Below are 24922 nucleotides of genomic sequence, written 5' to 3' on the forward strand. Positions count from 1 at the left end.
AAGCTTTTTGCCGTGGGCATTTCCGGGCGGCGGCGGCGGTTCCCTCCCCCGCGGGAGCGGGGGAGGGTTAGGGTGGGGGCGATACCCCCCTTACAGCTTCGCCGCCGCGTCGAACACCGCGTGGCTGTAGGCGCCTTCCGGCTTCTTGGAGATCACCGGGGCCGAGGCGCCCGACATCAGGATGCCGACGGTGCGGTCGAAATCGGCCGGGTCGAGATAGCCGGTGCCCTTGGCCCCGCCCTCGATCAGCTTGGCGACCTCCTGCATCATGGTGGTCTGGTGCTCCTCGGTCTGGGCGCCGGTGGTGTCGTTCTCCAGCACGATCTTCACCGCTTCGGCCTGGTTCTTGGCGGCGTACTCCCAGCCCTTGGCCGAGGCCTTGACGAACTTCGCCAGCTTCTCGACGGTCGTGGGGTCGGACAGCGCCTTCTCCGTCGCGTAGAGGCCGTCCTCCAGGGTGGCGACGCCCTGGTCCTGATATTTGAAGACGGTCAGCTCGGCCGGCTTCATCCCGGCCTCGATCAGCTGCCAATACTCGTTGTAGGTCATGGTGGAGATGCAGGCCGCCTGCTTCTGCAACAGCGGATCGACGTTGAAGCCCTGCTTCAGCACCTTGACGTCGGGAGTGGAGCCGGAGGTGGAGTAGCCCAGCTTGCTCATCCAGGACAGGAACGGATATTCATTGCCGGAGAACCAGACGCCCAGCGTGTTGCCCTTGAAATCCTTCGGATCCTTGATGTTGGCGTCCTTGCGGCAGGTCAGCATCATGCCCGACTTCTGGAAGATCTGGGCGATGTTGACCAGCGGCACGCCCTTCTCCCGGCTGGCCAGCGCCGACGGCATCCAGTCGACGATCACGTCGGCGCCGCCGGCGGCGATGACCTGGGTCGGGTTGATGTCGGGGCCGCCGGCCTTGATGGTGACGTCCAGCCCGGCGTCCTTGTAGAAGCCCTTGGCCGCCGCGACGTAATAGCCGGCGAACTGGGCCTGGGTGACCCATTTCAGCTGGAGCGTCAGCGCATCGGCGGCGGCGGCCGGACCCGCCCAGCCGGCGAGGCCGGTGAGCGCGGTGGCGGCGAGCAGGACGGCGGAGGCAAGGGTCTTCATCGCGTTCGATCCTCTTCTGGCTGGGTTTTGTTTGGCTTGAAGGACTGGAGGTGGTCAGCGTTTCCGGAAGGACGGGTGCCAGGCGGTGACATGCCGCTCCGCCAGTGCGAGCGCACCGTAGAGCAGCGATCCTGTCAGGGCGGCGACGGCGATGGTCGCCCACACGACGTCCAGATTCATCCGGGCGACCTGGGTGGAGATGCGGAAACCCATCCCCACCACCGGCGTCCCGAAGAACTCGGCGACAATGGCCCCGATCAGAGCCAGGGTGGAGTTGATTTTCAGTCCGTTGAACAAAAAGGGCAAGGCGCAGGGCAGCCGCAGCATCGCCAGCGTGCGCCAATGGCCGGCAGCATAGGACCGCATCAGGTCGAGCTGGATGCGCTCCGCACTCTGTAGACCGGCCAAGCTATTGATCAGCATGGGGAAGAAAGTCATCACCACGATGACGGCGGCCTTGGATTGCCAGTCGAAGCCGAACCACATCACCATGATCGGCGCGATGCCGACCACCGGCACGGCGCTGGCGAGATTGCCGAGCGGCAGCAGCCCGCGCGCCAGGAAGGGTAGGCGGTCGGCCAGGATCGCCACCAGAAAGCCGGCGCCGCAGCCCATCAGATAGCCGCGCAGGACGGAGACGAGGACCGTCTGGCGGAAATCGTCCCACAGGTCGGCGGCGTTGGCGGCGAAGGCGGTCAGCACCGCGCTGGGCGGCGGCAGCAGGATGCTCGGCACCTGGAAGCCGCGGGTCAGGATCTCCCACAGCAGCACCAGCGCCAGCCCGAACAGCGCCGGTCCGGCCAGACGCACCGGGCCGGTGAAGCCCGCCAGCAGGGCCAGCACCCGCCACAGCAGCAGCGTGCCGCCGGCGAGATAGAGCCAAAGCCCGCCGGCCTGGGCGAGGGCGTAGCCCTGGTTCAGCAGGATCAGCGGCGCGGCATAGGCGGCGATGACTCCGGCCAGCAGCAGCAGGGCCTCGCCCAGGGCGGAGCCGGGCAGGCGGCGGGCGAGGATCGCCGCGACGCTCAGGGCGAACAGGGCCGGCGCCAGGGGAAGCTGCGGCAGGAACAGGGCGGCGCCGTCCTGAGCGGCGAAGGGCAGGAGCGGGGCGGCCAGCATCACCAGCGGCCAGGGGGCCATGGTGGGGGGCGCCATGGTTGAGCGATTCATCGCGCGCCTCCCCGGCCGCCCGGCACCAGCGCCCGTTCGGCGAGGCCGACGGCGGCGACCAGCGTGACGCCCAACAGGGCGGCCATCACCAGGGCGCTCCAGATCTGCACGGTCTGGCCGTAATAGGAGCCGGACAGCAGGCGGGCGCCCAGTCCCGCCTGCCCGCCGGTCGGCAGCTCGGCGACGATGGCGCCGACGACGCTGGCGGCGACCGCGATCTTCAGGCTGGTGAACAGGTAGGGCAGCGAGGCCGGCAGGCGCAGCAGGCGGAAGGTCTGGGCGGTGCCGGCGCTGTAGGTGCGCATCAGGTCCAGCGTCAGCGGATCGGCGGAGCGCAGCCCCTTCACCATGCCGATGGTGATCGGGAAGAAGCACAGATACATGGCGATGATCGCCTTGGGCAGCAGGCCGGTGAAGCCCAGATTGCCGAGGATCACGACGATCATCGGCGCGATCGCCAGGATCGGCACGGTCTGCGAGGCGATGACCCAGGGCATCAGGCTCGATTCCAGCGTGCGCGCCTGGACGATTCCCGCCGCCAGCGCCACCCCCAGCACCACCCCCATGGCGAAGCCGGCCAGCGCCGCCCCGGCGGTGACGCCGGTGTGGTAGAGCAGGTTGCGGATGCTGGTCACCGGGTAACCGGTCAGGGAGTTGTAGAGGTCGAGCGCCACCTGATCCGGCGTCGGCAGGATCGGGCGCTTCATCGCCAGCGTGGCGCGGATCAGGTCGGCGGTGGTCCAGCCCTGGCCGGCACGGTTCAGCGCGTCGGCCGCCGTCGGCGCGTTCAGCCAGATGGCACCGGCGTACCACAGCGCCAGCACCGCCACCGCCATCACGGCGACGGGCACGGCGACGGGGAGAGCGGTCCTAGTCGTCATAGCTGTGGCCCTCCATCAGCCCTTCGCGGACGCGGTGGGCGATGCGCTGGAACTCCGGCGATTCGCGGATGTCGAGCGTGCGCTCGCGCGGCAGGTCGCGGTCGCAGTCGATGATGTCGAGGATGCGGCCGGGCCGCGGGCTCATCACCACGATTCTGGTCGAGAGGAACACCGCCTCGGCGATCGAGTGGGTGACGAAGATGCAGGTCTTGCGCGTCTCCAGCCACAGGCGGGTGAGCTGCAAATTCAGATGGTCGCGGGTGATCTCGTCGAGCGCGCCGAAGGGTTCGTCCATCAGCAGCAGGTCGGGGTTGAAGGCGAGCGCGCGGGCGATGGAGACGCGCTGTTGCATGCCGCCCGACAGCTGCCAGGGAAACTTGCGCTCGAAGCCCGACAGGCCGACGAGGTCCAGCTGTTCACGGGCGCGCTGCCGCCGTTCCGCCTTGGGCAGCCCCATGATCTCCAGCGGCAGCATGACGTTGCGCTCCACCGTGCGCCAGGGATAGAGCGCCGGGGCCTGGAAGACATAGCCGTAGGCGCGCTTCAGCCGTGCCTGCTCCGGCGTCATGCCGTTGACCGTCACCTCGCCGGAGGTCGGCTGTTCCAGGTCGGCGACCACCCGCATCAGCGTGGTCTTGCCGCAGCCGCTGGGGCCGATCAGCGAGATGAAATCGCCCTTGGATATGGCCAGGCTGACGTCGCTCAGCGCGTAGACCGGCTGGTCGGCGGCCTGATAGGTCAAGGTCAGGTTGCGGATGTCGACGATGGTGCGCGGCGCCGGTTCCACGGCCGGCGGAACCAGAGTGAGCGGTGCGGGCTGGGCGGCTGGCACGGCGGTCGTCCCTTCGCGTTGCGTCTGTCGGATGAAACGGGAGCAAGAAGCGAGCCAGACGGGTGTGGGGTCGGGAGATCGCCGATCAGAGCGTTGTTATTACTTGGAGAAAACCTGTCCATGAAGACAGGAACTGACGGGATGGACAGCGTTCCGGCCTGTGCGCTTTTCGATAGGCGCACAAATTCCGGGCTGAGTCCGGGTGGGTGGTGAATTTTCGGGCAGGGTTGGGGGCTCCTTCTCCCCAGGGGGGAGAGGGGACTCGGTGGCTGGGAAAGGGAAGCTATGCCCTTGCCAGTCCGGCCCCGTCCCCGCTAACTGTTCGGGCGGCCGACGCCCCCACGGCCGACCAACGCGCGGATGCCATGTTCGACAGTTTCCTGCTCGCCTTCACCGCTTTGTTCTCGATCGTCAATCCGCTGGCGATGGCGCTGATCTTCAGCCAGGTGACGGCGGACAGCAGTCCGCGCGACCGGGCTCGGCTGGCCGGGCTGGTCGGCCTCTATTCGGCGGTGGTCATGCTGACCGCCTTGTGGGCCGGCGCCTATGTGCTGAATTTCTTCGGCGTGTCGATGGCGGCCCTGCGCATCGCCGGCGGCTTCGTCGTGGCCGAGCGTGCCTGGGCATTGTTGACCGCCCCGGAGCGGCATGAGGCGCGCAAGCAGGAACAGGCCGCCGGCGATGGCGACGCGCTGGCGGAATCGGCCTTCTTCCCGATGACGATCCCCTTCACCACCGGGCCGGGCACCATCTCGGTCGCCATCGCGCTCGGCTCCACCCGGCCGACGCGGGGCGACGGGCTGATGGAGTTCTTTCTTGGCATGTCGGGGGCGGCGCTGGCGATCGCGGCACTGGTCTGGCTGTCCTACCGCTCCGCCGACCGCATCGTCGCCCTCCTGGGGCCGACGCGGGTGCGGGTGCTGACGCGGCTGTTCGCCTTCCTGCTGTTCTGCGTCGGCGTCCAGATCCTGCTGACCGGTGTCCTGGACGCCTTCCCGCTGCTGTCGCAGAAGGGCTGAGTTCAGCCCTTCGGACGAAGGTCCCGCACCCGCTTGGCCTTGCCGATGGACCGCGCGATGCCGCCGGGGTCGGCGACCTCGACGCGGGTGCTGATGCCGATCAGCGACTTGATCGAATGCCGGAGCTGGCGGGCATGGCCGTCCCACTCCGACGGGTGGACGCCGTCATGCATCTCGACCCGGACGGCGAGGTTGTCCATATGGCCGTCGCGCGTCACCACGAGCTCGTAATGCGGGGCCAGCGCCGGGATCTTGCAGATCAGTTCCTCGATCTGGGTCGGGAAGACATTCACGCCGCGGATGATGAGCATGTCGTCGGAGCGGCCGGTGATCTTGTCCATCCGCCGCATGCCGCGCGCCGTCGGCGGCAGCAGCCGGGTCAGGTCGCGGGTGCGGTAACGGATGACCGGCATGCCCCGCTTGGTCAGCGTGGTGAAGACCAGCTCGCCGTAGGAGCCGTCGGGCAGGACCTCGCCGCTGTCGGGATCGATGATCTCGGGATAGAAATGATCCTCCCACACCACCGGGCCGTCCTTGGTCTCGACGCATTCCGACGCGACCCCCGGTCCCATCACCTCCGACAGGCCGTAGATGTCCACCGCATGGATGTCGAAGGTGCGCTCGATCTCCTCGCGCAGCGCGCCGGTCCAGGGTTCGGCGCCGAAGATGCCGACGCGCAGGCTGGTGCCGCGCGGGTCGACGCCCTGGCGGCGCATCTCGTCGGCGATGTTCAGCATGTAGGAGGGTGTGACCATGATGATGGTCGGCTTGAAGTCCTGGATCAGCTGCACCTGCTTCTCGGTCTGGCCGCCCGACATCGGGATGACGGTGCAGCCCAGCCGCTCCGCCCCGTAATGGGCGCCGAGCCCGCCGGTGAACAGGCCGTAGCCATAGGCGATGTGCACCCGGTCGCCGCGATGGCCGCCGGCGGCGCGGATGGAGCGGGCGACCACCTCCGCCCAGACATCGATGTCGCCCTGGGTGTAGCCGACCACCGTCGGTCGCCCGGTGGTGCCGCTGGAGGCATGGACGCGCACGATGTCCTCCATCGGCACGGCGACCATGCCGAAGGGATAGGCCCGGCGCAGATCGTCCTTCACGGTGAAGGGAAACAGCGCCAGATCCTTCAGGTCCCTGAAGTCGTCGGGATGGACGCCCTTGGCTTCGCATTTGGCGCGGAAGGGGGCGACGTTGGCGTAGGAGTGGCGCAGCGACCATGCCAGCCGCTCCGTCTGCATCGCCGTGATCTCGTCACGGCTGGCGAACTCGTAGCGGTCCATGCCGGCTTCGTTCACGCCGGCTTCGTTCCTGCCGGCTTTGGCGCCCTGGCTGACGGCACCCCGGCCGACAGCGGCGTCGGTCATGATGGACATGGTGCGCTCCTCCCCTTCGTTCCGATGCCCGGCGCTTGGCGGCCGGTGATGCGGGTGTTGTGGTCAGGCGGTCACGGGGACGCCTCGGGAACCGGGATCACGTTGCCGCGCAGGCGCGCCGACTGGCCGCGGAACAGGCCGACGACCGTGCCGTCCTGGTTGGTGACGGTGACGTCATAGACGCCGGAGCGGCCGCGCTTGTGCACCTCGCGGCATTCGGCGGTCAGCAGGTCGCCGAGCTTCGCCGGGGCCGGAAAGGTGATGGAGCAGCCCGCCGCCACCGTCACCTCGTTCGCCGCGTTGCAGGCATAGGCGAAGGCGGTGTCGGCCAGGGTGAAGGTCATGCCGCCATGGCCGATGTCGTGGCCGTTCACCATGTCCTGGCGCACGGTCATCGCCATGCGCGCATAGCCGGGGGCGATCGCCAGCAGCTCGATGCCATGGGCCCGGGCGCAATGGTCGCGCTCGTACATGCCGCGGCCGACCGCCTCGGCCAGGGATTGCGGGGTGTCGGTCATGCGGGCAGGTCCTGGCTTCCCCCCTCTCCCCGGGCGGGAGAGGGGAGCCGGGAGGCGGCGATCCTTCTGCGCAGAAGCGCCGAGGCGCGGTAGCGGTCCTCGCCATAGGTGCGGGCCAGCGCGTCGAGCACGCCCAGCACATGGGGCAGCCCGATCCGATCGGCCCAGGCCAGCGGCCCCAGCGGGTAGTTCACCCCCCTGGTCATCGCGATGTCGATGTCGGCGGCGCTGGCGACCCCCTGCATCGCCGCGTCCGCCGCCTCGTTGGCGAGCATGGCGACGCTGCGCATCACCACCAGACCGGGGGCGTCGTCGATCACCGACACCGCCTTGCCCAATGCCTGGAACAGCCCGGCTGCGGCGGCGAGCGCCTCGGCCGGGGTGCCGTCGGCGGGGGCCAGCGCGATGCGGGTCGCCTTGGCATAGTCCAGCGCGAGGTCGAACAGAACCAACGGGGTGATGCCGTCCTCGGCCGCGCGGGCGGTGGCGCCGCGGCCATCGGTCAGCGCCAGCGTGACGCCGTCCACCAGCAGGACGCCGGGGCCGGGCGCTTCATCCACGGCGATTCCGGCCTCGCAGAGAAGCCCGACCAGAGATGCGGCGGTGCCGAGGCCGCCCTGGACGACCACCCGCCGCGGCCTCGCACCCGGCTCGGCGTCGCGCGGCGCCGGCCCGGCGGGGCCGGGGCCGTGCTCGTAGAAGCCGCGCCCGGTCTTGCGGCCGAGCCGTCCGGCCTCGACCAGCTCCTGCTGGATCAGCGAGGGCTGGAAGCGCGGGTCGCCGAAATAGGCGGCATGGACCGAGCGGGTGACGGCGAAATTCACGTCATGGCCGATCAGGTCCATCAGCTCGAACGGCCCCATGCGGAAGCCGCCGGCCTCGCGCATCACCGCGTCGATGGTGGCGGGGTCGGCCGCCCGCTCCTGCACCAGCCGCAGCCCTTCGGCGTAGAAGGGGCGGGCGACCCGGTTGACGATGAAGCCGGGGGTGGAGCGGCAGCGCACCGGGCTCTTGCCCCAGGCCGTCGCGGTGTCGACCAGCGTGTCGAGCACAGCCGCGTCGGTGGCGAGCCCGCTGACGATCTCCACCAGCGCCATCACCGGGGCCGGGTTGAAGAAATGCAGGCCCGCCAGCCGTTCCGGCCGCCGCACCCCGGCGCCGATGGCGGTGACCGACAGCGATGACGTGTTGGTGGCGAGGATGGCCTCGGGGTTGACGATGCCCTCAAGCTCGGCGAACAGGCGGCGCTTGACCTCGAGATCCTCGATGATGGCCTCGACCACCAGACCGGCGGGGGCGAGGTCCGACAGGCCATCGACGGCGCGCAGCCGGTCGATCGTGGCGTCGCACTCCGCCGCCGTCCGCTTGCCCTTCCCGACCAGCGCGGTCAGCGCCTGGGCGATGGACTCGATGGCGGCTTGCGCTGCGCCGGGGCGGCTGTCGACCAGCAGGACCGGATGGCCGGCCTGCGCCGCGACCTGGGCGATGCCCTGGCCCATGGCGCCGCACCCGACCACCGCGACGGTGACGGAGGGAGGGAGCGCCGCCATCACCGCCCCTCGAATGTCGGGGGGCGCTTGGCGACGAAGGCGGCCACACCCTCGAGGTAGTCCCGGCTGCGGCCGGCCTCGCGCTGGAGATCGCGTTCGAGGTCGAGCTGGCTGTCCAGATCATTGTCCAGCGAGACGTTCAGCGCCCGCTTGATCAGCGCGAGGCCATGCGTCGGCTGGGTGGCGAGCTGGCGGGCGAGCGCGCCGGCCTCTTCCGCCAGCTTGTCGTCGTCGACCGCCTTCCAGATCATGCCCCAAGCCTCCGCCCGCTCGGCCGGGATCTTGTCGCCCAGCATGGCGAGGCCCATGGCGCGGGCATGGCCGACCAGGCGCGGCAGGGTCCAGGTGCCGCCGCTGTCGGGGATCAGCCCGATCTTGCAGAAGGCCTGGATGAAGCTGGCCGAGCGCGCCGCCAGCACGATGTCGCAGGCCAGCGCGAGGTTGGCGCCGGCCCCGGCGGCGACGCCGTTCACCGCACAGACCACCGGCATCGGCAGCTCGCGCAAGCAACGGACCAGCGGGTTGTAGTTGGTCTCGATCGAGGCGCCGAGGTCCGGCGCCTCCTGTCCCGGTGCGACCGCGCGGTCGGACAGATCCTGCCCGGCGCAGAAGCCGCGCCCGGCGCCGGTCAGAAGCAGGCAGCGGACGGAGCTGTCCGCGCGCACGACGGCCAGCGCCGCGCGCAGCTCCTCATGCATCGCCGTGGTGAAGCTGTTCAGCCGGTCCGGCCGGTTCAGCGTGATGGTGGCGACGCCATCGGCGATGTCGAGCAGGATGGTCTTTTCCGTGGTCATTGCGCCGCCTCCAGCACCGGAACGCGGCTCTGCACCACGCGGAAGCGGCTGGCGACGAAGGCGAGGTCGCACAGCGCCGCGTTGGCCGCCGGGTTGGCGCCGGTGCCGTGGAAGTCGCTGAAGGCCGCCGACTGGTTGACGAAGACGCCGCCGGTCAGGTTCACCGACAGGGCGACGCCGGCCTCGACGAACAGGTCGGTTGCCCGCTCGATCAGTTGCGGGTCGGTGCTGTAGAGGCCGGCGGTGAGCGCCCCCTTGGTCCGGGTCAGGCGGGCGGCGCGTTCCAGGCTGTCGGCGGTGCCGTCGGTCTTGACGATGATGGCGATCGGGCCGAACAGCTCATGGCCGTACTTGTCCTCCTCGGCCGCATCCATGGTCAGGAGCAGCGGCGTACGGATGCGGGCCTCGGGGAACTTGGGATGGGCGATGGCGCGCGACGGCAGCGCGACGGTGCCGAGCGTCGCCGCCTCGTCGATGCGGGCGAGCGTGGCGTCGGACTGGATGGCGCCCAGCACCTCGACCGCGCGGTCCGGGTCGGACAGGAACCTGTCGACGCCGCCGGCCAGCGCCGAGACCACCTGATCGAAGCCCATATGTTCGCCGCCGGCCTGGATGCCGTCCTTGGGGACGAAGATGACCTGGGTCGTCGTGCACATCTGGCCGGAATAGAGGCTGAGCGTGAAGGCGAGGTTGCGCACCATGCCCTTGGGGTCGTCGGTGCCGTCGATCACCACGCTGTTGACGCCGGCCTTCTCGGTGTAGACCTGGGCGTGGCGGGCGTTCCGCTCCAGCCAGTCGCCGAAGCCGGTCGAGCCGGTATAGTCGATCACCGCCACCTCGGGCCGCAGGGCCAGATCCCTGGCGATGCCGTCGCCGATGGCCAGGGTGACGAGGTTGGGGTCGAGCCCGCACTCCGCCAGCACCTCGCGCGCGGTCTTCACGGTGATGGCGAGCGGCAGGATGGCGGTCGGGCCGGGCTTGACGATCACCGCGTTGCCGGTGACGAGGCTGGCGAACAGGCCGGGATAGCCGTTCCAGGTCGGGAAGGTGGCGCAGCCGATGACCAGCCCGACGCCGCGCCCGACCACCTCGAAGCGCTTGTCCATCACCAGCGGCGGGTTCTTGCCCTGCGGCTTCTCCCAGCGCGCCGCCGGGGCCTGGTCGGTCATCGCCTTCCAGCCATAGGCGACGGCTTCCAGCCCGCGGTCCTGGGCGTGCGGGCCGCCTGCCTGGAAGGCCATCATGAAGGCCTGACCGGTGGTGTGCATCACCGCGTTGGCGATCTCGAAGGAGCGCGCGTTCAGCCTTTTCAGGATTTCCAGGCAGACGCCGGCCCGGCCGTTCGGCCCGGCCTTGCGCCAGCCCGGCATCGCCGCCCTGGCCGCCGTCACCAGCGCCTCGGCGTCCGACACCGGATAGGTGATGCCGAGGTCGAAGCCGAAGGGCGAGCGTTCGCCCCCCACCCTGCCGGTGACGCCCGGCTGGTCCAGCGCGAAAGGCTTGTCGCGGTGGCCGGCGAAGGCCGCCTCGCCATCCGCCGCCGCCGTCTCGCCATAGGCGCGCGGGCTCGGCATTTCGGGGAAGGCCGACCAGTAGGCGCGGCTGCGGCTGGCCTCGACGGCTTTCCGCAGCATCGCCTCGTGCGTCTCGAACAGCGCTTGCGGGGTGGTGGTCATGGCTGGCGTTCCCTCATTGTCGTTGGTCAGGCGGCGTCGAAATCGATGACGACCCGTTCCGTCAGCGGGCGCGACTGGCAGGTCAGGACATAGCCGGCCTCGACCTCCCACGGTTCCAGTGAGTAGTTCTCGGCCATCTCGACCTTGCCTTCGCGGACCCTGGCGCGGCAGGTGCAGCAGACGCCGGACTTGCAGGAATAGGGCAGGTCGGCGCCATGCCGGTGGGCGGCGTCGAGGATGCTCTCGCCGCCAAGGGCCAGCGTGAATTCCTTGCGCTTGCCGTCCTGGAGGATGGCGATGGTCGCGGCGTCGGTGGGGGTGTCGATCGCCGCCGTCCTCGCGGCGGGGCGGGCGGCGGTCGCGGTGCCGAACAGCTCGACATGGATGTTGGCGGCGGGCGTGCCGCAATCGGCCAGCGCATCGCGCACCTCCTCCACCATCGGCTGGGGGCCGCAGAGGAAGGCGGCGTCGATATCCTCGGCTTTGAGAGACCCGGCGCAGAGTTCGCGCACCAGGGCGGCGCCGATGCGCCCGCCCAGCAGCCCGGCCTCTTCCGGCTCGCGGCTCAGCACATGGTGGATGGCCAGCCGGCCGATATGGCGGTTCTTCAGGTCCTCCAGCTCTTCCCGGAAGATGATGGAGGAGACGGTGCGGTTGCCGTAGACCAGGACGAAGCGGCTCTTCGGCTCCCGCGCCAGCACGGTCTTCAGGATCGACATCACCGGGGTGATGCCGCTGCCGGCGGCGAAGGCGACATAGGTGCGGGATGCCGCCGGGTCGATGGGGGTGTGGAAGCGCCCCATCGGCGTCATCACCTCCAGCACGGCGCCCGGCGCCAGCGACTGGTTGGCATGGGTGGAGAACAGCCCGCCGTCCACCGTCTTCACCGCCACCCGCAGCTCGCCCTCGCCCACGCCGGAGCAGATGGAGTAGGAGCGCCGGACCTCCTCGCCGCCGATGCGGGTCTTGAGGGTGAGATACTGGCCCTGGACGAAGCGGAAACGGTCGGCGAGATCGGCCGGCACGTCGAAGGCGATCGACACGGTGTCCGCCGTTTCCCGCCGGCACTCGCGGATGGTCAGCGGGTGGAAGCTGGGGCTGGTCATGGGGGGTCCTTGGTCGGGCCGGTTGGGGAGGGGGCCTTTGCCGAAGCCACTCAATGGCATTTGAACAGGTCGAACGGTTCGAGGCAGGCGTTGCAGGCGTGCAGAGCCTTGCAGGCGGTCGAGCCGAAGCGGCTGATCTGGCGGGTGTCCTCCGAGCCGCAGCGCGGGCAGGCGATCCCCTCGTCCGGTGCCGTCAGCGCCCGCTTGCCGGCGTGCGGCGGCGGGACGATGCCGACCTTGGCCAGCTTGTCCCGGCCGGTGTCGCTGATCCAGTCGGTCGTCCAGGGCGGGGCGATCACCACCGAGACGCGGGCGTCGAGCCCGGCACGGGCCAGCGCGGTTTCCGCCTCCAGCACGATGACGCCGGTGGCCGGGCAGCCGGAATAGGTCGGGGTCAGCGCCACCGACAGCCGGCCCTCGGCGTCGGCCGACACCGCGCGGACGATGCCGAGATCGACGATGCTCAACACCGGGATCTCCGGATCCATCACCCCGGCCAGCGCGTCCCAGGCGGCCTTCACCACCGCATCGGCGTCCGGTTCCGGTCCCCAGCGGCCCGCTGCCTCCGGCATTTCGCCCTCACCAGCTCGCGTCGGGATAGGCGCGCGGCAGGAACTGCATCTCGGCCAGCAGATAGCCGAGATGCTCGCTGTGCTCGCCGCGGCGGCCGCCCTTCTGCATCCAGCCGTCGGCCGGGCGGTCGAGCGTCGCCTCTTCCAGCACCGCCGCGACGCGGGTGGTCCAGGCTGCCTTCAGCTCGGCCGGGTCGGGGGCGATGCCGGCGGCGACCAGCGCCTGTTCGGCCTCGTCACGCTCGAACAGCTCGCCGGTGTAGGGCCAGAGCCGGCCGAGAGCGTCGGCCACCCTGGCATGGCTGACGTCGGTGCCGTCGCCCAGCCGGACCAGCCAGTCGCCGCTGTGGCGGACATGATAGCGCACCTCCTTGACCGCCTTGGCGGCGATGCCGGCCAGCGTGGCGTCCGTCGAGGCGCCGAGCCGCTCATACAGCTCCACCGCCCAGGAATCATGCAGGAACTGGCGGACGATGGTGTGGCCGAAATCGCGGTTGGGTTGTTCGACCAGCAGAGGGTTGCGGTAGTCGAAGACATCGCGCCGGAAGGCGAGACGGTCCTCGTCGCGGCCCTTGCCCTCCAGCTCGCCGGCATAGGTCAGCAGCAGGCGGGCATGGCCGACGAGGTCGAGCGCGACATTGGTCAGCGCGATGTCCTCCTCCAGCTCCGGCGCATGGCCGCACCATTCCGACAGCCGGTGCCCCAGCACCAGCGACGTGTCGCCCAGTCGCAGCGCGTAGCCGAACAGGGCCTCCTTGAGATCCGTGCTCATCGGGTGGTCTTCCGGCCTAGATGTTTTTGACGTCGGCGGGGATGTCGTAGAAGGTCGGGTGGCGGTAGATTTTGTCGTCGGCCGGGTCGAACAGGCTGGCCTTCTCCGACGGGTCGGACGCCGCGATGTTGGATGCCGGAACCGCCCAGATGCTGACTCCCTCGCCGCGGCGGGTGTAGACGTCGCGGGCATTGTCCAGCGCCATGCGGACGTCGGCGGCATGCAGGCTGCCGACATGCTTGTGCGACAACCCGTTCTTCGGCCGGATGAAGATCTCGAACAGCGGCCAATCCTTGCGGTCCATGGTCGGAACCTTCCTATCTCGTCCCCGCGGAATTCTTTGGTCAGCCGGCCTTCTTCAGGGCGCGCTGCTTGCGTTTGGCGGCATGGGCGACGGCGGCCTCGCGGACCCAGGCGCCGTCGTCCCACGCCTTGCGGCGGGCCTCGATGCGCTCGCGGTTGCAGGGGCCGTTGCCTTTCAGGATCTCGGTGAACTCGGTCCAGTCGATGGCGCCGAATTCGTAATGGCCGGTCCCGGCGTTGAAGCGCAGGTCGGGGTCGGGGATGGTCAGCCCCAGGAACTCGGCCTGCGGCACGGTGGCGTCGACGAAGCGCCGGCGCAGCTCGTCATTGGAGAAGCGCTTGATCTTCCAGGCCATGTTCTGGGCGGAGTGGGCGGACTGCTCGTCCGACGGGCCGAACATCATCAGCGACGGCCACCACCAGCGGTTCAGCGCGTCCTGCGCCATCCGTTTCTGGTCGTCCGTGCCCCGGGCCAGCGCCAGCATCAGCTCGTAGCCCTGGCGCTGGTGGAAGCTCTCCTCGCGGCAGATGCGGACCATGGCGCGGGCATAGGGGCCGTAGGAGCAGCGGCAGAGCGGCACCTGGTTCATGATCGCCGCACCGTCCACCAGCCAGCCGATGGCGCCGATGTCGGCCCAGGTCGGGGTCGGGTAGTTGAAGATGCTGGAATATTTGGCCTTGCCCGACAGCAGTTGGCCGATCAGCGCGTCGCGCGACACGCCCAGCGTCTCCGCGGCGCTGTAGAGGTAGAGGCCGTGCCCGCCCTCGTCCTGCACCTTGGCCAGCAGGGCCACCTTGCGGCGCAGGGTCGGCGCGCGGGTGATCCAGTTCCCTTCCGGCAGCATGCCGACGATTTCCGAATGGGCGTGCTGCGCGATCTGGCGGACCAGCGTGCGGCGATACCCCTCGGGCATCCAGTCGCGCGGTTCGATCTTCTCCTCGGCGTCGATGCGCTCCTGGAAAAGCCTGTCCTCCTCCGTCACCAGCCGGGGGGATGATTGAGCGGCTTGCTCGGTCTTGGCATCCAGGCCCTGCGTGTACATCGGCGCCCCCGAGATGGATTGCACGTCCAGCGAACAGTCTGTGATGGAAAAATATGATACATGTCAAAGACTGTAAAGATAATTTGTGTGTCGCTTTGGCGGCGGGGTAGGGTATGTGGAAAAAATAATTCAATGTCAGATATTTAACTGGTTTTATGGTGGCTATTCCTCGGCCGGAACTTGCTGGAAATATGCGCGACCAGGCAATCCGCGATACATAGCATGTGCGGGTATGCGGATTTTTTGCAATGCGGAATCGGCAGGCTGAAGCGGGGGAGGCGCTGCCGTGGGCTTGATTGATCGAAGCGGTCGGAGACTCCCCTTCCCCTGGGCGGGAGGAAGGTTGGGCCGGGGCTGAAACCCTACGCCTTGGCCCGGTCTTCGCCGCGGCCCAGCCCTGCGCCGTTCCGGTGGTGGTGCGTGCCGGAGAAGGCGCGTTCCAGGCGGCGGGGCGCGCGGATCAGGTGGAGATACAACTCGTCGAACTGGCCGACGGAGGCGAGTTGGCGGACATCGTTGACGGTGATGCGCTGGCCGTTCAGTTCGATCAGGCCGCTGTCACGCAGCCGCCGCAGGGTGCGGTTGATGTGGACGATGCTCAGCCCCAGCGCGTCGGCCAGGATTTCCTGCGTCACCGGCAGGACGAAATGCCCGTCGGTCACCATGTTGACGATGCTGAGGCGGCGCAGAAGCTCGACGATCAGATGGGCGGTGCGTTCCAGCGCGGTGCGGCGTCCGAGGCTGAGCAGGCGCTCGGCGACGATGGCCTCCTCGCGTGCGCCCGACCAGGCCAGCGCCGCGGCAAGGCGCGGAAAGGACCGGAACAATTCGCCGATCCGTTCCGGCGGGAAGCTCGCCACCTCCACCGGGGTCAGGGTGGTGACGCTGTGGTCGGCCGATTCGAACAGGGTGCAGGACATGCCGATGATGTCGCCGGGCAGGACGAAGTTCACGACCTGACGGCGACCGTCGGGCAAGGCCTTGTGTCGGATCGCCCAGCCGTCCCGCATGATCCGCACGTCGCGATACCGTTCCCCTTGCTGGAGAAGATCGGTGCGGGGGGCTTCGCGGGAGGTTGTGCTCTCCAAATCCGCAAGGTAGGCCTTTTCCTCCTCCGAAAGGATGAGATAGCTGCTTAATTTGAGCCACAGTGGAGTTGGGTCAAGCACGCGGCTCGCCAGGGCGCGAGTCATGATCGTCTCTTTGCCTTCTTCATCAAAATATTGGCGATCCGATAAACGGGCGCGCAGATACACGAGTTCCGCGTGATCTCGAACGTTCAGGGGTTTCGGCAAAGAGGGCTACAACATAAGTTAATCGGCGAAATATTTTTCTCGAACGGGCTGTGACGCGCAGCCGGCCCGGATGTTGTTCCCTATGCAATTGGGTGTACTGGCGGGACTGGAAAGGGCCGGGCCGGAAAACCGATCAGACGGGGGGTGGGATGATGGCGCAGGATGGGGCGGCGGGTCTGGCCGCTCTCTCGATTTGTGAATCGCTGGTGATCGCCATGGTGGAGAAAGGGCTGTTCACGGCGGAGGAGGCGCGTGGCGTGCTGGAGGATGCCGCCGCCGCCCATCGGCGGCAGGAATCCCCCGAACCTACGGCGCTGCGGCAGGAAATGGCGGCGCGCGTCATCGAACGGCTGGTTCTGCAGGTCGACGCCGCCGGTCAGAGCCAGCGCGGGTGACGCATCGCGGCTGACGGGGCGGCTGACAGGGCGGCTGCCGGGGGCCGGGCCGGCGCGCTCAGCCGCGCAGGCGGGTCGGGCTGCGCCGGGCGCCGCCGGTTGGAGCTTGGCCGGTCCGCTCCAGAAGGGCGTCGCTCAACAGTTGCGCGACTTCCTTGGCGGCGATGGGCTTGTGCAGGATGCGATAGCCGCTGGCCTCGGCATCGGCGATGCGTTCCGGTGCGGTGTCACCGGTCAGCACCACGCAGGCCGGAGCCGGGAGGCCACGGTCCGCCAGCGCGGTCTCGACCGCCCGCAGCGCCTCCAGCCCGGTGGCGCCGGCCTCCAGCCGATAGTCGGCGATCACCAGATCGGGCGCCTGCCCCTGGTCGCGCAGCAGGCGGAGCGCATGGCCGGCGCTGTCGGCGGCGGTCGCCCGCCAGCCGAAATCCTCGATCAGCAGGGTCAGCCCCTCGCGGACCAGCGGATCGTCATCGATCACCAGGGCGATGCCGCGTCCGGGCTCCGGCGCCAGCGCCACCGGTTCCACCGCCGATGGCGTGGCGACGGCCGGCGAGACCGGGGTCGGGATCTCCAGCGTGAAGCAGGATCCCTTGTTCGGCCAGGAGGCGACCTGGACGCGGTAGCCCAGCAGCCGCGCCAGCCTGTCGACGATGGCCAGCCCCAGTCCGAGCCCCTTGCCGCGGTCGCGGGTCGGGTTGGAGACCTGATAGAACTCGTGGAAGATGCGTTCCAGATGTTCGGGCGGGATGCCGATGCCGGTGTCGTGGACCTGGATGCGCAGCAACCCGCGGCCATGGCGGCAGCCGAGCAGGATGCGGCCATGGTCGGTGTAGCGGAGCGCGTTCTCCACCAGATTGCGGATGATCCGCTCCAGCAGGGCCGGGTCGGCGGTGAGCGTCGCGCCGGTGGGCACGCTGCGGAAGGCGACGCCCTTCTCCGCCGCGCGCAGGCGGTATTCCTCCTCCAGCCGTGCGAAGATGGTGCCCAGCGACACCGCCTGCACGGTGGGGGACACCGTCCCGGCATCCAGCTTGGAGATGTCGAGGATGGCGTCGAGCAGCCGGCACAGCGCGTCCATCGATGCCTCGATGCTGCCGACCAGTGACGCGGCGGGATGGTCGCCCAGCCGGATCGCCAGCGCCGAGGTCAGCAGGACCAGCGATTGCACCGGCTGGCGCAGGTCGTGGCTGGCCGCCGCCAGGAAATGGGTCTTGGAGGCGTTGGCGCGCTCTGCCACCATCAGCGCCATCACCGCCTCCTGGCGCGACCGCTCCGCCTCGTTGCGGGCGCTCTCGGCTTCGGCGCGGGCCTGCTCGGCCCGTTCGGCGAGCGTGCGCTGGATGGTGATCTCCTCCGCCGCGCGCATCTCCCGGTCCCGCTGAATGCCGGCGATATGGTCCAGCATGGCGTTGAAGCCGCGCGCCAGGGCCGAGACCTCGTCATTGCCGCGCACCCGGGCGCGCTGCCCGGTGAAGCCGTCGGTGGCGATGGCGCCGGCCAGCCGCTCCAGCTCGCGCAGCGAGCGGGTCATGTGGGTGCCGACGGCGCGGCTGCCGATATAGATTGCCAGCAGGGCGGCCAGCGCCACCAGCCCATAGGCGGGCAGCATCCAGGGCAGCAGCGCCGTGGTCGGCATCTCCGGCGCTTCCAGCCGCAGCGTCAGCCCGAGGGCCGCCAGCCGTTCCGGCACGGTCAGCGGTACCGTCACCGCCATCATTCCCGGCTCCGGCGGCGGCGGCGGCTCCCGGCCATGGAGAAGCTCCGCCTCCGGATGCAGGACCAGGGCGTCCAGCGGCACCTTGTAGAGCAGCGCCCCCTCCGGCGAGGCGGTGCGGGAATAGATCAGCATCTCCGCCGCCAGCAGGAACTGCGCGTCGCCCTGCCGCACCACGCTCGCGGCGGGCTTGCCGGTGGCGATGGCGGCGCGCAGCCAGGCCATGTCGGACGGCGCGATGGCCAGCGGGGTGGCATGGCGCCCGTTGTCGGCGATCGGCGCCCCTTCGAAGTCGGTGAAGACCAACGCCACCGGCACGCTGGCGATGTGGTTGAAGCTGCCCAGGAAGGGGACCAGATAGGTCTCCTTGCCCGCCGAATCGACCAGCGCGGTCGCCAGCATGCTGTTGTCCGCCAGCTCGCGCACCGTCGTCACCAGCGTGTTCAGCAGCCCTTCGGTCTGGCGGGCGGCGAGTTTGGCGTTGGCCTCGACATTGGCATGGTGCTGGCGGACCAGATGGCGGTTCGACACCCGATAGAGGCTGGCGCCGATCAGGATGGCGACCAGCACGCCCAGCATCAGCGACACCAGCGCGAAGCGACGGGCCAGCCGGCCGGAGGTCGGCATCCGCTGGGCGTTGCGGGGGGTGGGACCGGTCATCCGCGGCCTCACTCCACCGGGACCAGCACGCCGTCGGCGCGGAAACGGGCCATCAGCAGGTCGTCGGGACCGAGCGCCTCGTGCCGGTCGGGGGTGAAGGGGCGGTCGAAGTCGCGGGTCACCCCGCGATAGGGGCCGACCTGCTCCAGCGCATCGCGCACGGCGGCGCGGTCGGTGGTGCCGGCGCGGTCGATCGCGAGCGCCAGGATGCGGGTCAGATCATAGGCATGCAGGAAACCCACCGGCGACACGATGTCCTCCGGCCGGTGGATGCCGAACAGGGGGCCGGCGGTCCTCAGCACCGGGTCCAGCCGGTCGGGCGGGATGCGGAAGGGGCTGACCGTCTGGATCACGCTGAAATCGACCTCTTGCAGGGCCGGCCCGGCCTGTCCGGCGAAATCGCCGCCGGTGACGCCCCAATGGCTGAGGATCGGCAGCCGGCGCGCCGGCGGCAGGGCGGCCACCTCGCGCACCAGCACGGCGGCCTCGTCGTCGTTGGCGACCAGCAGGATCGCCTGGGCGCCGGCATCGGCCAGCAGCTGGTACTTGTCGATCAGCGAACGGTCGCGCCAGTTGTACCAGGCGGTGCCGACCAGCACCGGCTCCTTGCGGCCGGCGAGAAAACGGTTGGCGGCCTCCAGGTTGGAGCGCCCCCAGGCGGTGTTGGTCAGCAACAGCCCGACACGGGTCTGGCCGCGGTCGGCGGCCCGTTTCAGCAGGAAGGGCATCGCCAGCCCGTCGCGCAGCGACAGGCGGAAGACATAGTTGGGCTCCATGCGGTTGTCGACGATGGCGTCGGCCGACGACCAGGGCGCCAGGAACGGCATGCGGCTCTGCCGCAGGAGGGGCAGCTCCTCCATCACCACCGGGCTGAACCGGCCACCGAACACGGCGACCAGATCGGGGATGGTCGCCAGTTCACGGATGTTCTTGATGCCGCGGGCGGAGATCGACCGGTGTTCGCGGGTGATCAGCGTCAGCGGCCGCCCGCCCAGGACGCCGCCCTGGCGGTTGATGTCGTCGATGGCGGTCAGGATGCCCCGCTCGATCGATTCGGCGGAGGTGCTGTTGGCCAGCCCGAATTCGCCGTCCAGCGCCAGCATCACCGGCGCCGCCGGTCCGGCGGCCATCGCCCGCGCGGCCACGAGCGGGAGCGCGACGGCGAGCGGGAGAAGGATGGAGCGGAGAAGGCGGAGGGCTACGGCAAACATTGTCCGTCGTTCGATTGAAGCGGCGGACGGAAGGCGGTCTTCCGCGCGCGGAACGCGGCACTATGGGTGGGGGGAACCGGCGCGGTCAATCTGCCGTTTGGCCAAGCGGTTGGCCGGGCCGCCCAGCCTTTCCGCACCACCCCGGGATGAATCGGGGAAAGGCGGGGCGCCGGCTTCATGCCTCCTGCACCGTTTCGATCTCCGGCAGATCCGACAGGCGGCGGGCCAGCCGTTCGGTGCAGCGGACTTCGAGGATGCCGAAGCCGGCGTTGGGGGCGATGGCGTGCAGGTCGCCGGCCATGCCGTTCTCGCTGGCCAGCCGTCGCACCCGTTCGACCATGGCGTCCCGTTCCGGCCGTCCGGGACGCAGGCCGGGCAGCGGGCGGGTGAAATGCAGCTTGTAGCGCTTGAAGATCGAAGGGGCCATCGGGTCACGGGTGCGAGGTGGGGGCGGTCCCTTGGGCCTGGGGTCCGTGGGCGCCGTCCCCCGGATTTCGCACAGGCCGGCGCCGCGATGCCAGCCCGAAAACGGCTTGTCCGGCCGGCTTATTTCTTCGGCTCGACATTCTCGGCACCGGCGCGGGTGCCGCCGAAGCGGTCGGCGCCTTTGGCGTCGGGCGCGTCCGGCGCCTTGTGGTTGCCGGTGTTCTGCTCGCCCCCGGTGTGGCGGACGGTCTGTTCGGTATGGGGCTGCCTGGTCCGGGGGGTGTTCTGCCGGCTGCTCCGCTGGTCGGTCATCGGAGGACTCTCTCTTATATTAAAAGGTGTCCCCGGATAACCGTATCCGGCCGCTTTGGTTTCAGGAGCCCTCACCGTTGCCGGGCGATGGCCTGCGCCACGGAGAACCACCGCTGCTCTTCGTCCGCTCCCTCCTCCCCGTCGCGCAGCGCGCGCAAGGGCGGCCAGACGCCGAGCCGGCTGGAGCGGCGGAGCGAGAGGAAGCGGTCGAGCTCCTCGGCGGTCGGCAGCCGGTCGCCCTTGCGCTGGTTGCAGCGGCGGTGCGCCAGCACGATGTTGGCCGGATCGTCGATCCCGCCATAGGCCTGGGGGATCAGATGATCGAAGGTCGCCGTCTCGCCGACCGGCTTGTCGCAGAAGAAACAGCGCCCGCCCTGCTGGACATCCATCAGCCTGGCATCGTCCGGCGTCACGGGCATGGCGCTCTCCGGCAAGTCGGGGTTAGAGGTCGCGTTCGACGCTGCCCCACAGGTCGTACTCGTCGGCATGCTCGATGGTGACGTCGACCATGTCGCCGGGCTTCAGGCCGGTCTCGCCGTTCAGGAAGACGTTGCCGTCGATCTCCGGCGCGTCGGCGTAGGAGCGGCCGATGGCGCCCTCCTCGTCCACCTCGTCGATCAGAACGCCCAGCGTATAGCCGACCTTCTGCTGGAGCCGCTCGGCGCTGATCGCCTTCTGCGTCTCCATGAAGCGCTCCCAGCGCTCCTGCTTGACCTCTTCCGGCACGGCGCCGGGCAGGTCATTGGCGGTCGCCCCTTCGACCGGCTCATATTTGAAGCAGCCGACGCGGTCGAGCTGGGCCTCCTTCAGCCAGTCCAGCATGAACTGGAAATCCTCCTCCGTCTCGCCGGGGAAGCCGGTGATGAAGGTGGAGCGCAGCACCAGATGCGGGCACTCGTCGCGCCATTTGCGGATGCGGTCCAGCTGCTTTTCCTGGGCGGCCGGGCGGCGCATCGCCTTCAGCACGGTGGGCGAGGCATGCTGGAACGGGATGTCGAGATAGGGGAGGATCTTCCCCTCCGCCATCAGCGGGATGACCTCGTCGACATGCGGGTAGGGGTAGACGTAATGCAGGCGGACCCACAGGTCGAAGTTCGCCAGCTCGTTGCACAGGTCGAAGAAGCGGGTGCGGACCTCGCGGTCGTACCATTTCTCCGTCTTGTACTTGACGTCGACGCCATAGGCGCTGGTGTCCTGGGAGATGACCAGCAGTTCCTTGACCCCGGCGACCGCCAGCTTCTCCGCCTCGCGCAGCACCGAATGGATCGGCCGGCTGACCAGATCGCCGCGCAGGGACGGGATGATGCAGAAGCTGCACCGGTTGTTGCAGCCCTCGGAAATCTTCAGATAGGCATAGTGGCGCGGGGTCAGCCGCAGCCCTTCCGGCGGCACCAGATCGGTGAAGGGGTTGTGCGTCGGCGGTACGGCGTCATGCACCGCGCTGACCACCTGTTCATACTGGTGCGGGCCGGTGACGGCCAGCACGTCGGGGTGGATCTGCCGGATCAGGTCCGATTCCACGCCCATGCAGCCGGTGACGATGACCCGCCCGTTCTCCTTGATCGCCTCGCCGATGGCGTCCAGGGATTCCTTCTTGGCGCTGTCGAGGAAGCCGCAGGTGTTGACCAGCACGACGTCGGCGCCGTCATAGCTGGGGGAGATCTCGTACCCCTCGGCGCGCAGGCGCGTCAGGATGCGCTCGGAATCGACGAGCGCCTTGGGGCAGCCGAGGCTGACGATGCCGACCTTCGGGGCGCCCATGGTCTGGGCGGCGGCCGGCGATGCGGACTTCGGAACGGGAGAGCTGATCATCGCGCGCGTATACCGCCGAATCGAGGACCGCGCCAGAGAAACATCGCGGTGGCGGCGGTCGGCATGGCCGATATGCCGTGTCCGCCTGGAGCCGCAGGCTATCAGTCTGTCTCGGATCCTCAGCGGAATCCAGAGCATTGCTACAATTTACGACGAAAGGAGGACGTGTTGGAGGTTCCGTTTTTTGTTCGATGACGCTACCATATGGTTCGATCATAAGATCGACGTGGTTGCGGCCGCAGACGCGATGGTCGCCCGCCTTTACCGACGCACCCATCGTATAGCCACTATGCTTCATAGAGTGGAAAAATGGACTTTACAAAAGTGCGCGGCGCTGGTGCGGGCCGGGTGATGGTGCGGAACAACGGGCCGCTGGACCACGGATCTCTCGACGGGGCATCGCTGGATCGGCTGTCCATTGGAGCCGCCGCGGGCTTGGCCGATGCCGACCGCATGGGGGGCGCGTCACCCCAGGCCATCGCCGACGTCATGTTGCAGATCGCCCATATCGCCGACAGCCTTGGCTATACCCACGGCCTGAAGCCGTCGCAGTGGACAGCGCTGCGTTATTTCGCCGGCGCCAACAACAGCCAGCGCACGGTGTCGGCGTTCGCCGATTTCCATGCCACCACCCGTGGGGCCGCCTCGCAGATGGTGGAGGTTCTGGTGGGCAAGGGGCTTCTGGTCCGCGTGCCGGTTCCCGAGGACCGCCGTGTCACCCACCTGCATCCGACGCCGAAGGCGCTGGAACTGCTGCGCCATGATCCGTTGCAGGACTTCGCCGCCGTCATCGGCGGCCTGCCGGACGACGCCCAGTACAGGCTGGCCGAGACGTTGACCAGCCTGTTGCGCGGCCTGCTGGAAAAGCGGCAATCGACCTGATCCACCCGCCCTGACCCGCCGCCCCGATCCGCCCTTTGATCATCACGGCTTGTTGCAAGCCGCGACCGCCGCTTCCAGCCCGCGCTGGCCCCGTTCATCCAGGCGATTGGCCAGGCGATTGGCCAGGCGGCTGGCGATGACGCTGTCCCACGCGCCGTTCCGCACCAGCTCCGACCGCACGCAGCGGCAATTGGCGGCACAGGTCGCCGACGCCACGCCGGCACGTTCGCAGCCGGCAACGCAGGCCGCCTGATAGTCGCGAATGGCCGGCGTCTCCACCGGCATCACCTGCGCCGCCGCCCAGGCGATGCCGAACAGCAGCGGCTGATGCAGCAGGTAAACCGCAAGGCTGTGCCGTCCGGCCAGGGCCAGCAGGCGCCCGGCCCCGCCGGTCACCGCGATGCCGTCGCCCATCCCCGGCCACAGCCGGCCGATCCCGATCCCGGCGAGAATGCCGCCGATCCAGGGCAGCAGCGGGACGAAATCATTGGAGTTCGGCGCCACGCTGGTCAGCCCGATCCAGCGCAGCCATGGGCTGTCGAACAGCGGGAAGGACTGTGTCGTGCCGGCCAGCGCCGCCGCCGCCGCGACCGCCAGCGTCAGCGGGGCCGGCAAACGGATGAAGGCGAGGCCGATGACGCTCGCCACCGCGATGTGGTGCAGCACGCCGAAGAAGATCGGACTGTCGGGAAACAGGGCGTAGGAGACCGCCGACACCGCCGCGGCCCCCGCCATCACCCGGCCCAGCCGGCGCAGGAAGCGGCCCGGATCGAGTCCGTCGCGGGCCGCCAGCACCAGCCCGATGCCGGCCAGCAGCAGGAAGCTCGACAGGATCGCCGTGCGGGCGGCCAGCCACAGCGGGTCGCCCAGCAGGTCGAAGTCGGCGAAGCCAAAATAGGTGGCGTCCCAACTGGCGTGGTAAGCCGCCATCGCGACCAGCGCCAGCCCACGCGCCACGTCGATCGCCGGGCGGCGGCCTGCTTTTTCGATTAAGCAGGTCATCGATCTGTGATGTGAATCGCGAGTTTTTAGTGGCGGCATTGTTTTCTGGTGTATTTGATTTATATAATATGTTATTGTTTGATTTTAGAACATATCGGGGCGGTTGCTGTACATCCTTTCTCTATGTTTATCATCTTCAAGCTCTTCCATAATCTTCTGCATTCCAGTGTGAACGGCGTCATCGAATTTCGTGATGGGCTTTGTATTCATGTTGTCTTCATTGTAGGACGCTATGGTTTTGGCGTTAATCTCGCCTATGCTTTGCTGAACCTCGTCCTGTGCTGCTGCGATTTTCCCTTCAGTACATTTTCCAAATTCCGTCCATCGAGTAAAAAAGGCGCGTTCATTTTCACGTTCTCGGCTGATAAGTCTCGATAAAGCAAAATATAATGCTATGAAAAATGGCATCAACCAAGTGGGAAGAATTATAAACCCGAAAATCATAAAAAACAATAACAAACAAATCTTAAATATTTTCTCCAACATTTCCGTAT

26 protein-coding genes are annotated in these 24922 nt (G+C 68.5%); 3 read left to right on the forward strand and 23 right to left on the reverse strand.

Features of this window, described 5'->3' with window-relative positions; all coding sequences use genetic code 11:
* Window positions 1-90 precede the first annotated feature (90 nt).
* The 4 genes from AZL_RS28095 to AZL_RS28110 are packed head-to-tail and all read right to left on the reverse strand — an operon-like array spanning window position 91 to window position 3945.
* The gene (locus AZL_RS28095) at window positions 91-1107 is read right to left on the reverse strand and encodes an ABC transporter substrate-binding protein (RefSeq protein ID WP_012977783.1); all 1017 of its coding nucleotides are present in this window, start codon (window positions 1105-1107) and stop codon (window positions 91-93) included.
* Window positions 1108-1161: 54 nt separating this feature from the next.
* Window positions 1162-2277 (reverse strand): ABC transporter permease, encoded by a 1116-nt coding sequence (locus AZL_RS28100; protein ID WP_012977784.1) that lies wholly within the window; start codon window positions 2275-2277, stop codon window positions 1162-1164.
* Complete coding sequence (locus tag AZL_RS28105; protein WP_012977785.1) at window positions 2274-3158, reverse strand: ABC transporter permease; 885 nt, start codon at window positions 3156-3158, stop codon at window positions 2274-2276. Before AZL_RS28105 ends, AZL_RS28100 begins: the two co-directional genes overlap by 4 nt.
* Window positions 3148-3945 (reverse strand): ABC transporter ATP-binding protein, encoded by a 798-nt coding sequence (locus tag AZL_RS28110; protein ID WP_012977786.1) that lies wholly within the window; start codon window positions 3943-3945, stop codon window positions 3148-3150. The genes AZL_RS28105 and AZL_RS28110 overlap by 11 nt, the downstream gene beginning before the upstream one ends.
* Before the next feature lie 410 nt (window positions 3946-4355).
* Here AZL_RS28110 and AZL_RS28115 point away from each other — a divergent pair, with 410 nt between their 5' ends.
* A complete protein-coding gene (locus AZL_RS28115; protein WP_012977787.1) occupies window positions 4356-5009 on the forward strand; it encodes a MarC family protein in 654 nt (217 codons plus the stop codon).
* Between the two features lie 2 nt (window positions 5010-5011).
* Here the strand turns inward: AZL_RS28115 and paaK are convergent, their stop codons facing one another.
* The 11 genes from paaK to AZL_RS28170 form a co-directional block, all read right to left on the reverse strand.
* Window positions 5012-6289 carry a phenylacetate--CoA ligase PaaK gene (paaK, locus tag AZL_RS28120; protein WP_042446296.1) on the reverse strand — a complete coding sequence of 426 codons (1278 nt, stop codon included), beginning with the start codon at window positions 6287-6289 and terminating at the stop codon, window positions 5012-5014.
* Between the two features lie 164 nt (window positions 6290-6453).
* Window positions 6454-6900: a hydroxyphenylacetyl-CoA thioesterase PaaI gene (paaI, locus tag AZL_RS28125; RefSeq protein ID WP_012977789.1), complete on the reverse strand. Its 447-nt coding sequence runs from the start codon at window positions 6898-6900 to the stop codon at window positions 6454-6456.
* Window positions 6897-8450, reverse strand: a complete 1554-nt coding sequence (gene paaH, locus AZL_RS28130) for a 3-hydroxyacyl-CoA dehydrogenase PaaH (RefSeq protein WP_012977790.1) — start codon at window positions 8448-8450, stop codon at window positions 6897-6899. The genes paaI and paaH overlap by 4 nt, the downstream gene beginning before the upstream one ends.
* On the reverse strand, window positions 8450-9244 hold the full coding sequence (paaG, locus tag AZL_RS28135; RefSeq protein WP_012977791.1) for a 2-(1,2-epoxy-1,2-dihydrophenyl)acetyl-CoA isomerase PaaG: 795 nt from the start codon (window positions 9242-9244) through the stop codon (window positions 8450-8452). Before paaG ends, paaH begins: the two co-directional genes overlap by 1 nt.
* Window positions 9241-10920: a phenylacetic acid degradation protein PaaN gene (gene paaN / locus AZL_RS28140; protein ID WP_042446044.1), complete on the reverse strand. Its 1680-nt coding sequence runs from the start codon at window positions 10918-10920 to the stop codon at window positions 9241-9243. Before paaN ends, paaG begins: the two co-directional genes overlap by 4 nt.
* 26 nt (window positions 10921-10946) lie before the next feature.
* Window positions 10947-12026 (reverse strand): 1,2-phenylacetyl-CoA epoxidase subunit PaaE, encoded by a 1080-nt coding sequence (gene paaE / locus AZL_RS28145; RefSeq protein ID WP_012977793.1) that lies wholly within the window; start codon window positions 12024-12026, stop codon window positions 10947-10949.
* Window positions 12027-12076: 50 nt separating this feature from the next.
* Entirely contained in the window at window positions 12077-12598 is a 522-nt protein-coding gene (paaD, locus tag AZL_RS28150; protein WP_012977794.1) for a 1,2-phenylacetyl-CoA epoxidase subunit PaaD, read from the reverse strand.
* 7 nt (window positions 12599-12605) lie between these two features.
* Window positions 12606-13370, reverse strand: a complete 765-nt coding sequence (paaC, locus tag AZL_RS28155) for a 1,2-phenylacetyl-CoA epoxidase subunit PaaC (RefSeq protein ID WP_012977795.1) — start codon at window positions 13368-13370, stop codon at window positions 12606-12608.
* 16 nt (window positions 13371-13386) lie between these two features.
* Window positions 13387-13674, reverse strand: coding sequence for a 1,2-phenylacetyl-CoA epoxidase subunit PaaB (gene paaB / locus AZL_RS28160; RefSeq protein ID WP_012977796.1), 288 nt, complete (start codon window positions 13672-13674; stop codon window positions 13387-13389).
* Between the two features lie 40 nt (window positions 13675-13714).
* The gene (paaA, locus tag AZL_RS28165) at window positions 13715-14716 is read right to left on the reverse strand and encodes a 1,2-phenylacetyl-CoA epoxidase subunit PaaA (protein ID WP_012977797.1); all 1002 of its coding nucleotides are present in this window, start codon (window positions 14714-14716) and stop codon (window positions 13715-13717) included.
* A gap of 362 nt (window positions 14717-15078) precedes the next feature.
* Window positions 15079-15909, reverse strand: a complete 831-nt coding sequence (locus AZL_RS28170) for a Crp/Fnr family transcriptional regulator (RefSeq protein ID WP_371304262.1) — start codon at window positions 15907-15909, stop codon at window positions 15079-15081.
* Window positions 15910-16160: 251 nt separating this feature from the next.
* On the opposite strand from AZL_RS28170, the gene AZL_RS28175 reads away from it, so the two are divergent.
* Window positions 16161-16406: a hypothetical protein gene (locus tag AZL_RS28175; RefSeq protein WP_042446049.1), complete on the forward strand. Its 246-nt coding sequence runs from the start codon at window positions 16161-16163 to the stop codon at window positions 16404-16406.
* Between the two features lie 58 nt (window positions 16407-16464).
* On the opposite strand, the gene AZL_RS37560 is transcribed toward AZL_RS28175, so the two are convergent.
* The 6 genes from AZL_RS37560 to rimO all read right to left on the reverse strand — a co-directional run bounded on the left by AZL_RS37560 (window position 16465) and on the right by rimO (window position 22544).
* The gene (locus tag AZL_RS37560) at window positions 16465-18783 is read right to left on the reverse strand and encodes a hybrid sensor histidine kinase/response regulator (RefSeq protein WP_148219699.1); all 2319 of its coding nucleotides are present in this window, start codon (window positions 18781-18783) and stop codon (window positions 16465-16467) included.
* Between the two features lie 8 nt (window positions 18784-18791).
* Window positions 18792-19913 (reverse strand): ABC transporter substrate-binding protein, encoded by a 1122-nt coding sequence (locus AZL_RS28185; protein ID WP_247894534.1) that lies wholly within the window; start codon window positions 19911-19913, stop codon window positions 18792-18794.
* Window positions 19914-20169: 256 nt separating this feature from the next.
* Window positions 20170-20421: a hypothetical protein gene (locus tag AZL_RS28190; RefSeq protein WP_012977802.1), complete on the reverse strand. Its 252-nt coding sequence runs from the start codon at window positions 20419-20421 to the stop codon at window positions 20170-20172.
* Between the two features lie 119 nt (window positions 20422-20540).
* Window positions 20541-20732 carry a hypothetical protein gene (locus tag AZL_RS28195; protein WP_042446052.1) on the reverse strand — a complete coding sequence of 64 codons (192 nt, stop codon included), beginning with the start codon at window positions 20730-20732 and terminating at the stop codon, window positions 20541-20543.
* A 71-nt stretch (window positions 20733-20803) separates the two neighbouring features.
* Window positions 20804-21151, reverse strand: a complete 348-nt coding sequence (locus AZL_RS28200) for an HNH endonuclease (protein ID WP_042446055.1) — start codon at window positions 21149-21151, stop codon at window positions 20804-20806.
* A gap of 22 nt (window positions 21152-21173) precedes the next feature.
* Entirely contained in the window at window positions 21174-22544 is a 1371-nt protein-coding gene (gene rimO, locus AZL_RS28205) for a 30S ribosomal protein S12 methylthiotransferase RimO (RefSeq protein WP_247894535.1), read from the reverse strand.
* A 309-nt stretch (window positions 22545-22853) separates the two neighbouring features.
* Between rimO and AZL_RS28215 the strand changes: the two genes are divergently transcribed.
* A complete protein-coding gene (locus AZL_RS28215) occupies window positions 22854-23426 on the forward strand; it encodes a MarR family winged helix-turn-helix transcriptional regulator (RefSeq protein ID WP_247894536.1) in 573 nt (190 codons plus the stop codon).
* Window positions 23427-23468: 42 nt separating this feature from the next.
* Here AZL_RS28215 and AZL_RS28220 read toward each other — a convergent pair whose 3' ends face one another.
* On the reverse strand, window positions 23469-24428 hold the full coding sequence (locus AZL_RS28220; protein ID WP_042446060.1) for a DUF1624 domain-containing protein: 960 nt from the start codon (window positions 24426-24428) through the stop codon (window positions 23469-23471).
* Window positions 24429-24512: 84 nt separating this feature from the next.
* Entirely contained in the window at window positions 24513-24914 is a 402-nt protein-coding gene (locus AZL_RS35920; RefSeq protein WP_148219700.1) for a hypothetical protein, read from the reverse strand.
* Between the last annotated feature and the right edge of the window lie 8 nt (window positions 24915-24922).

The sequence above is a fragment of the Azospirillum sp. B510 genome, from assembly GCF_000010725.1.
GTDB lineage: Bacteria > Pseudomonadota > Alphaproteobacteria > Azospirillales > Azospirillaceae > Azospirillum > Azospirillum lipoferum_B.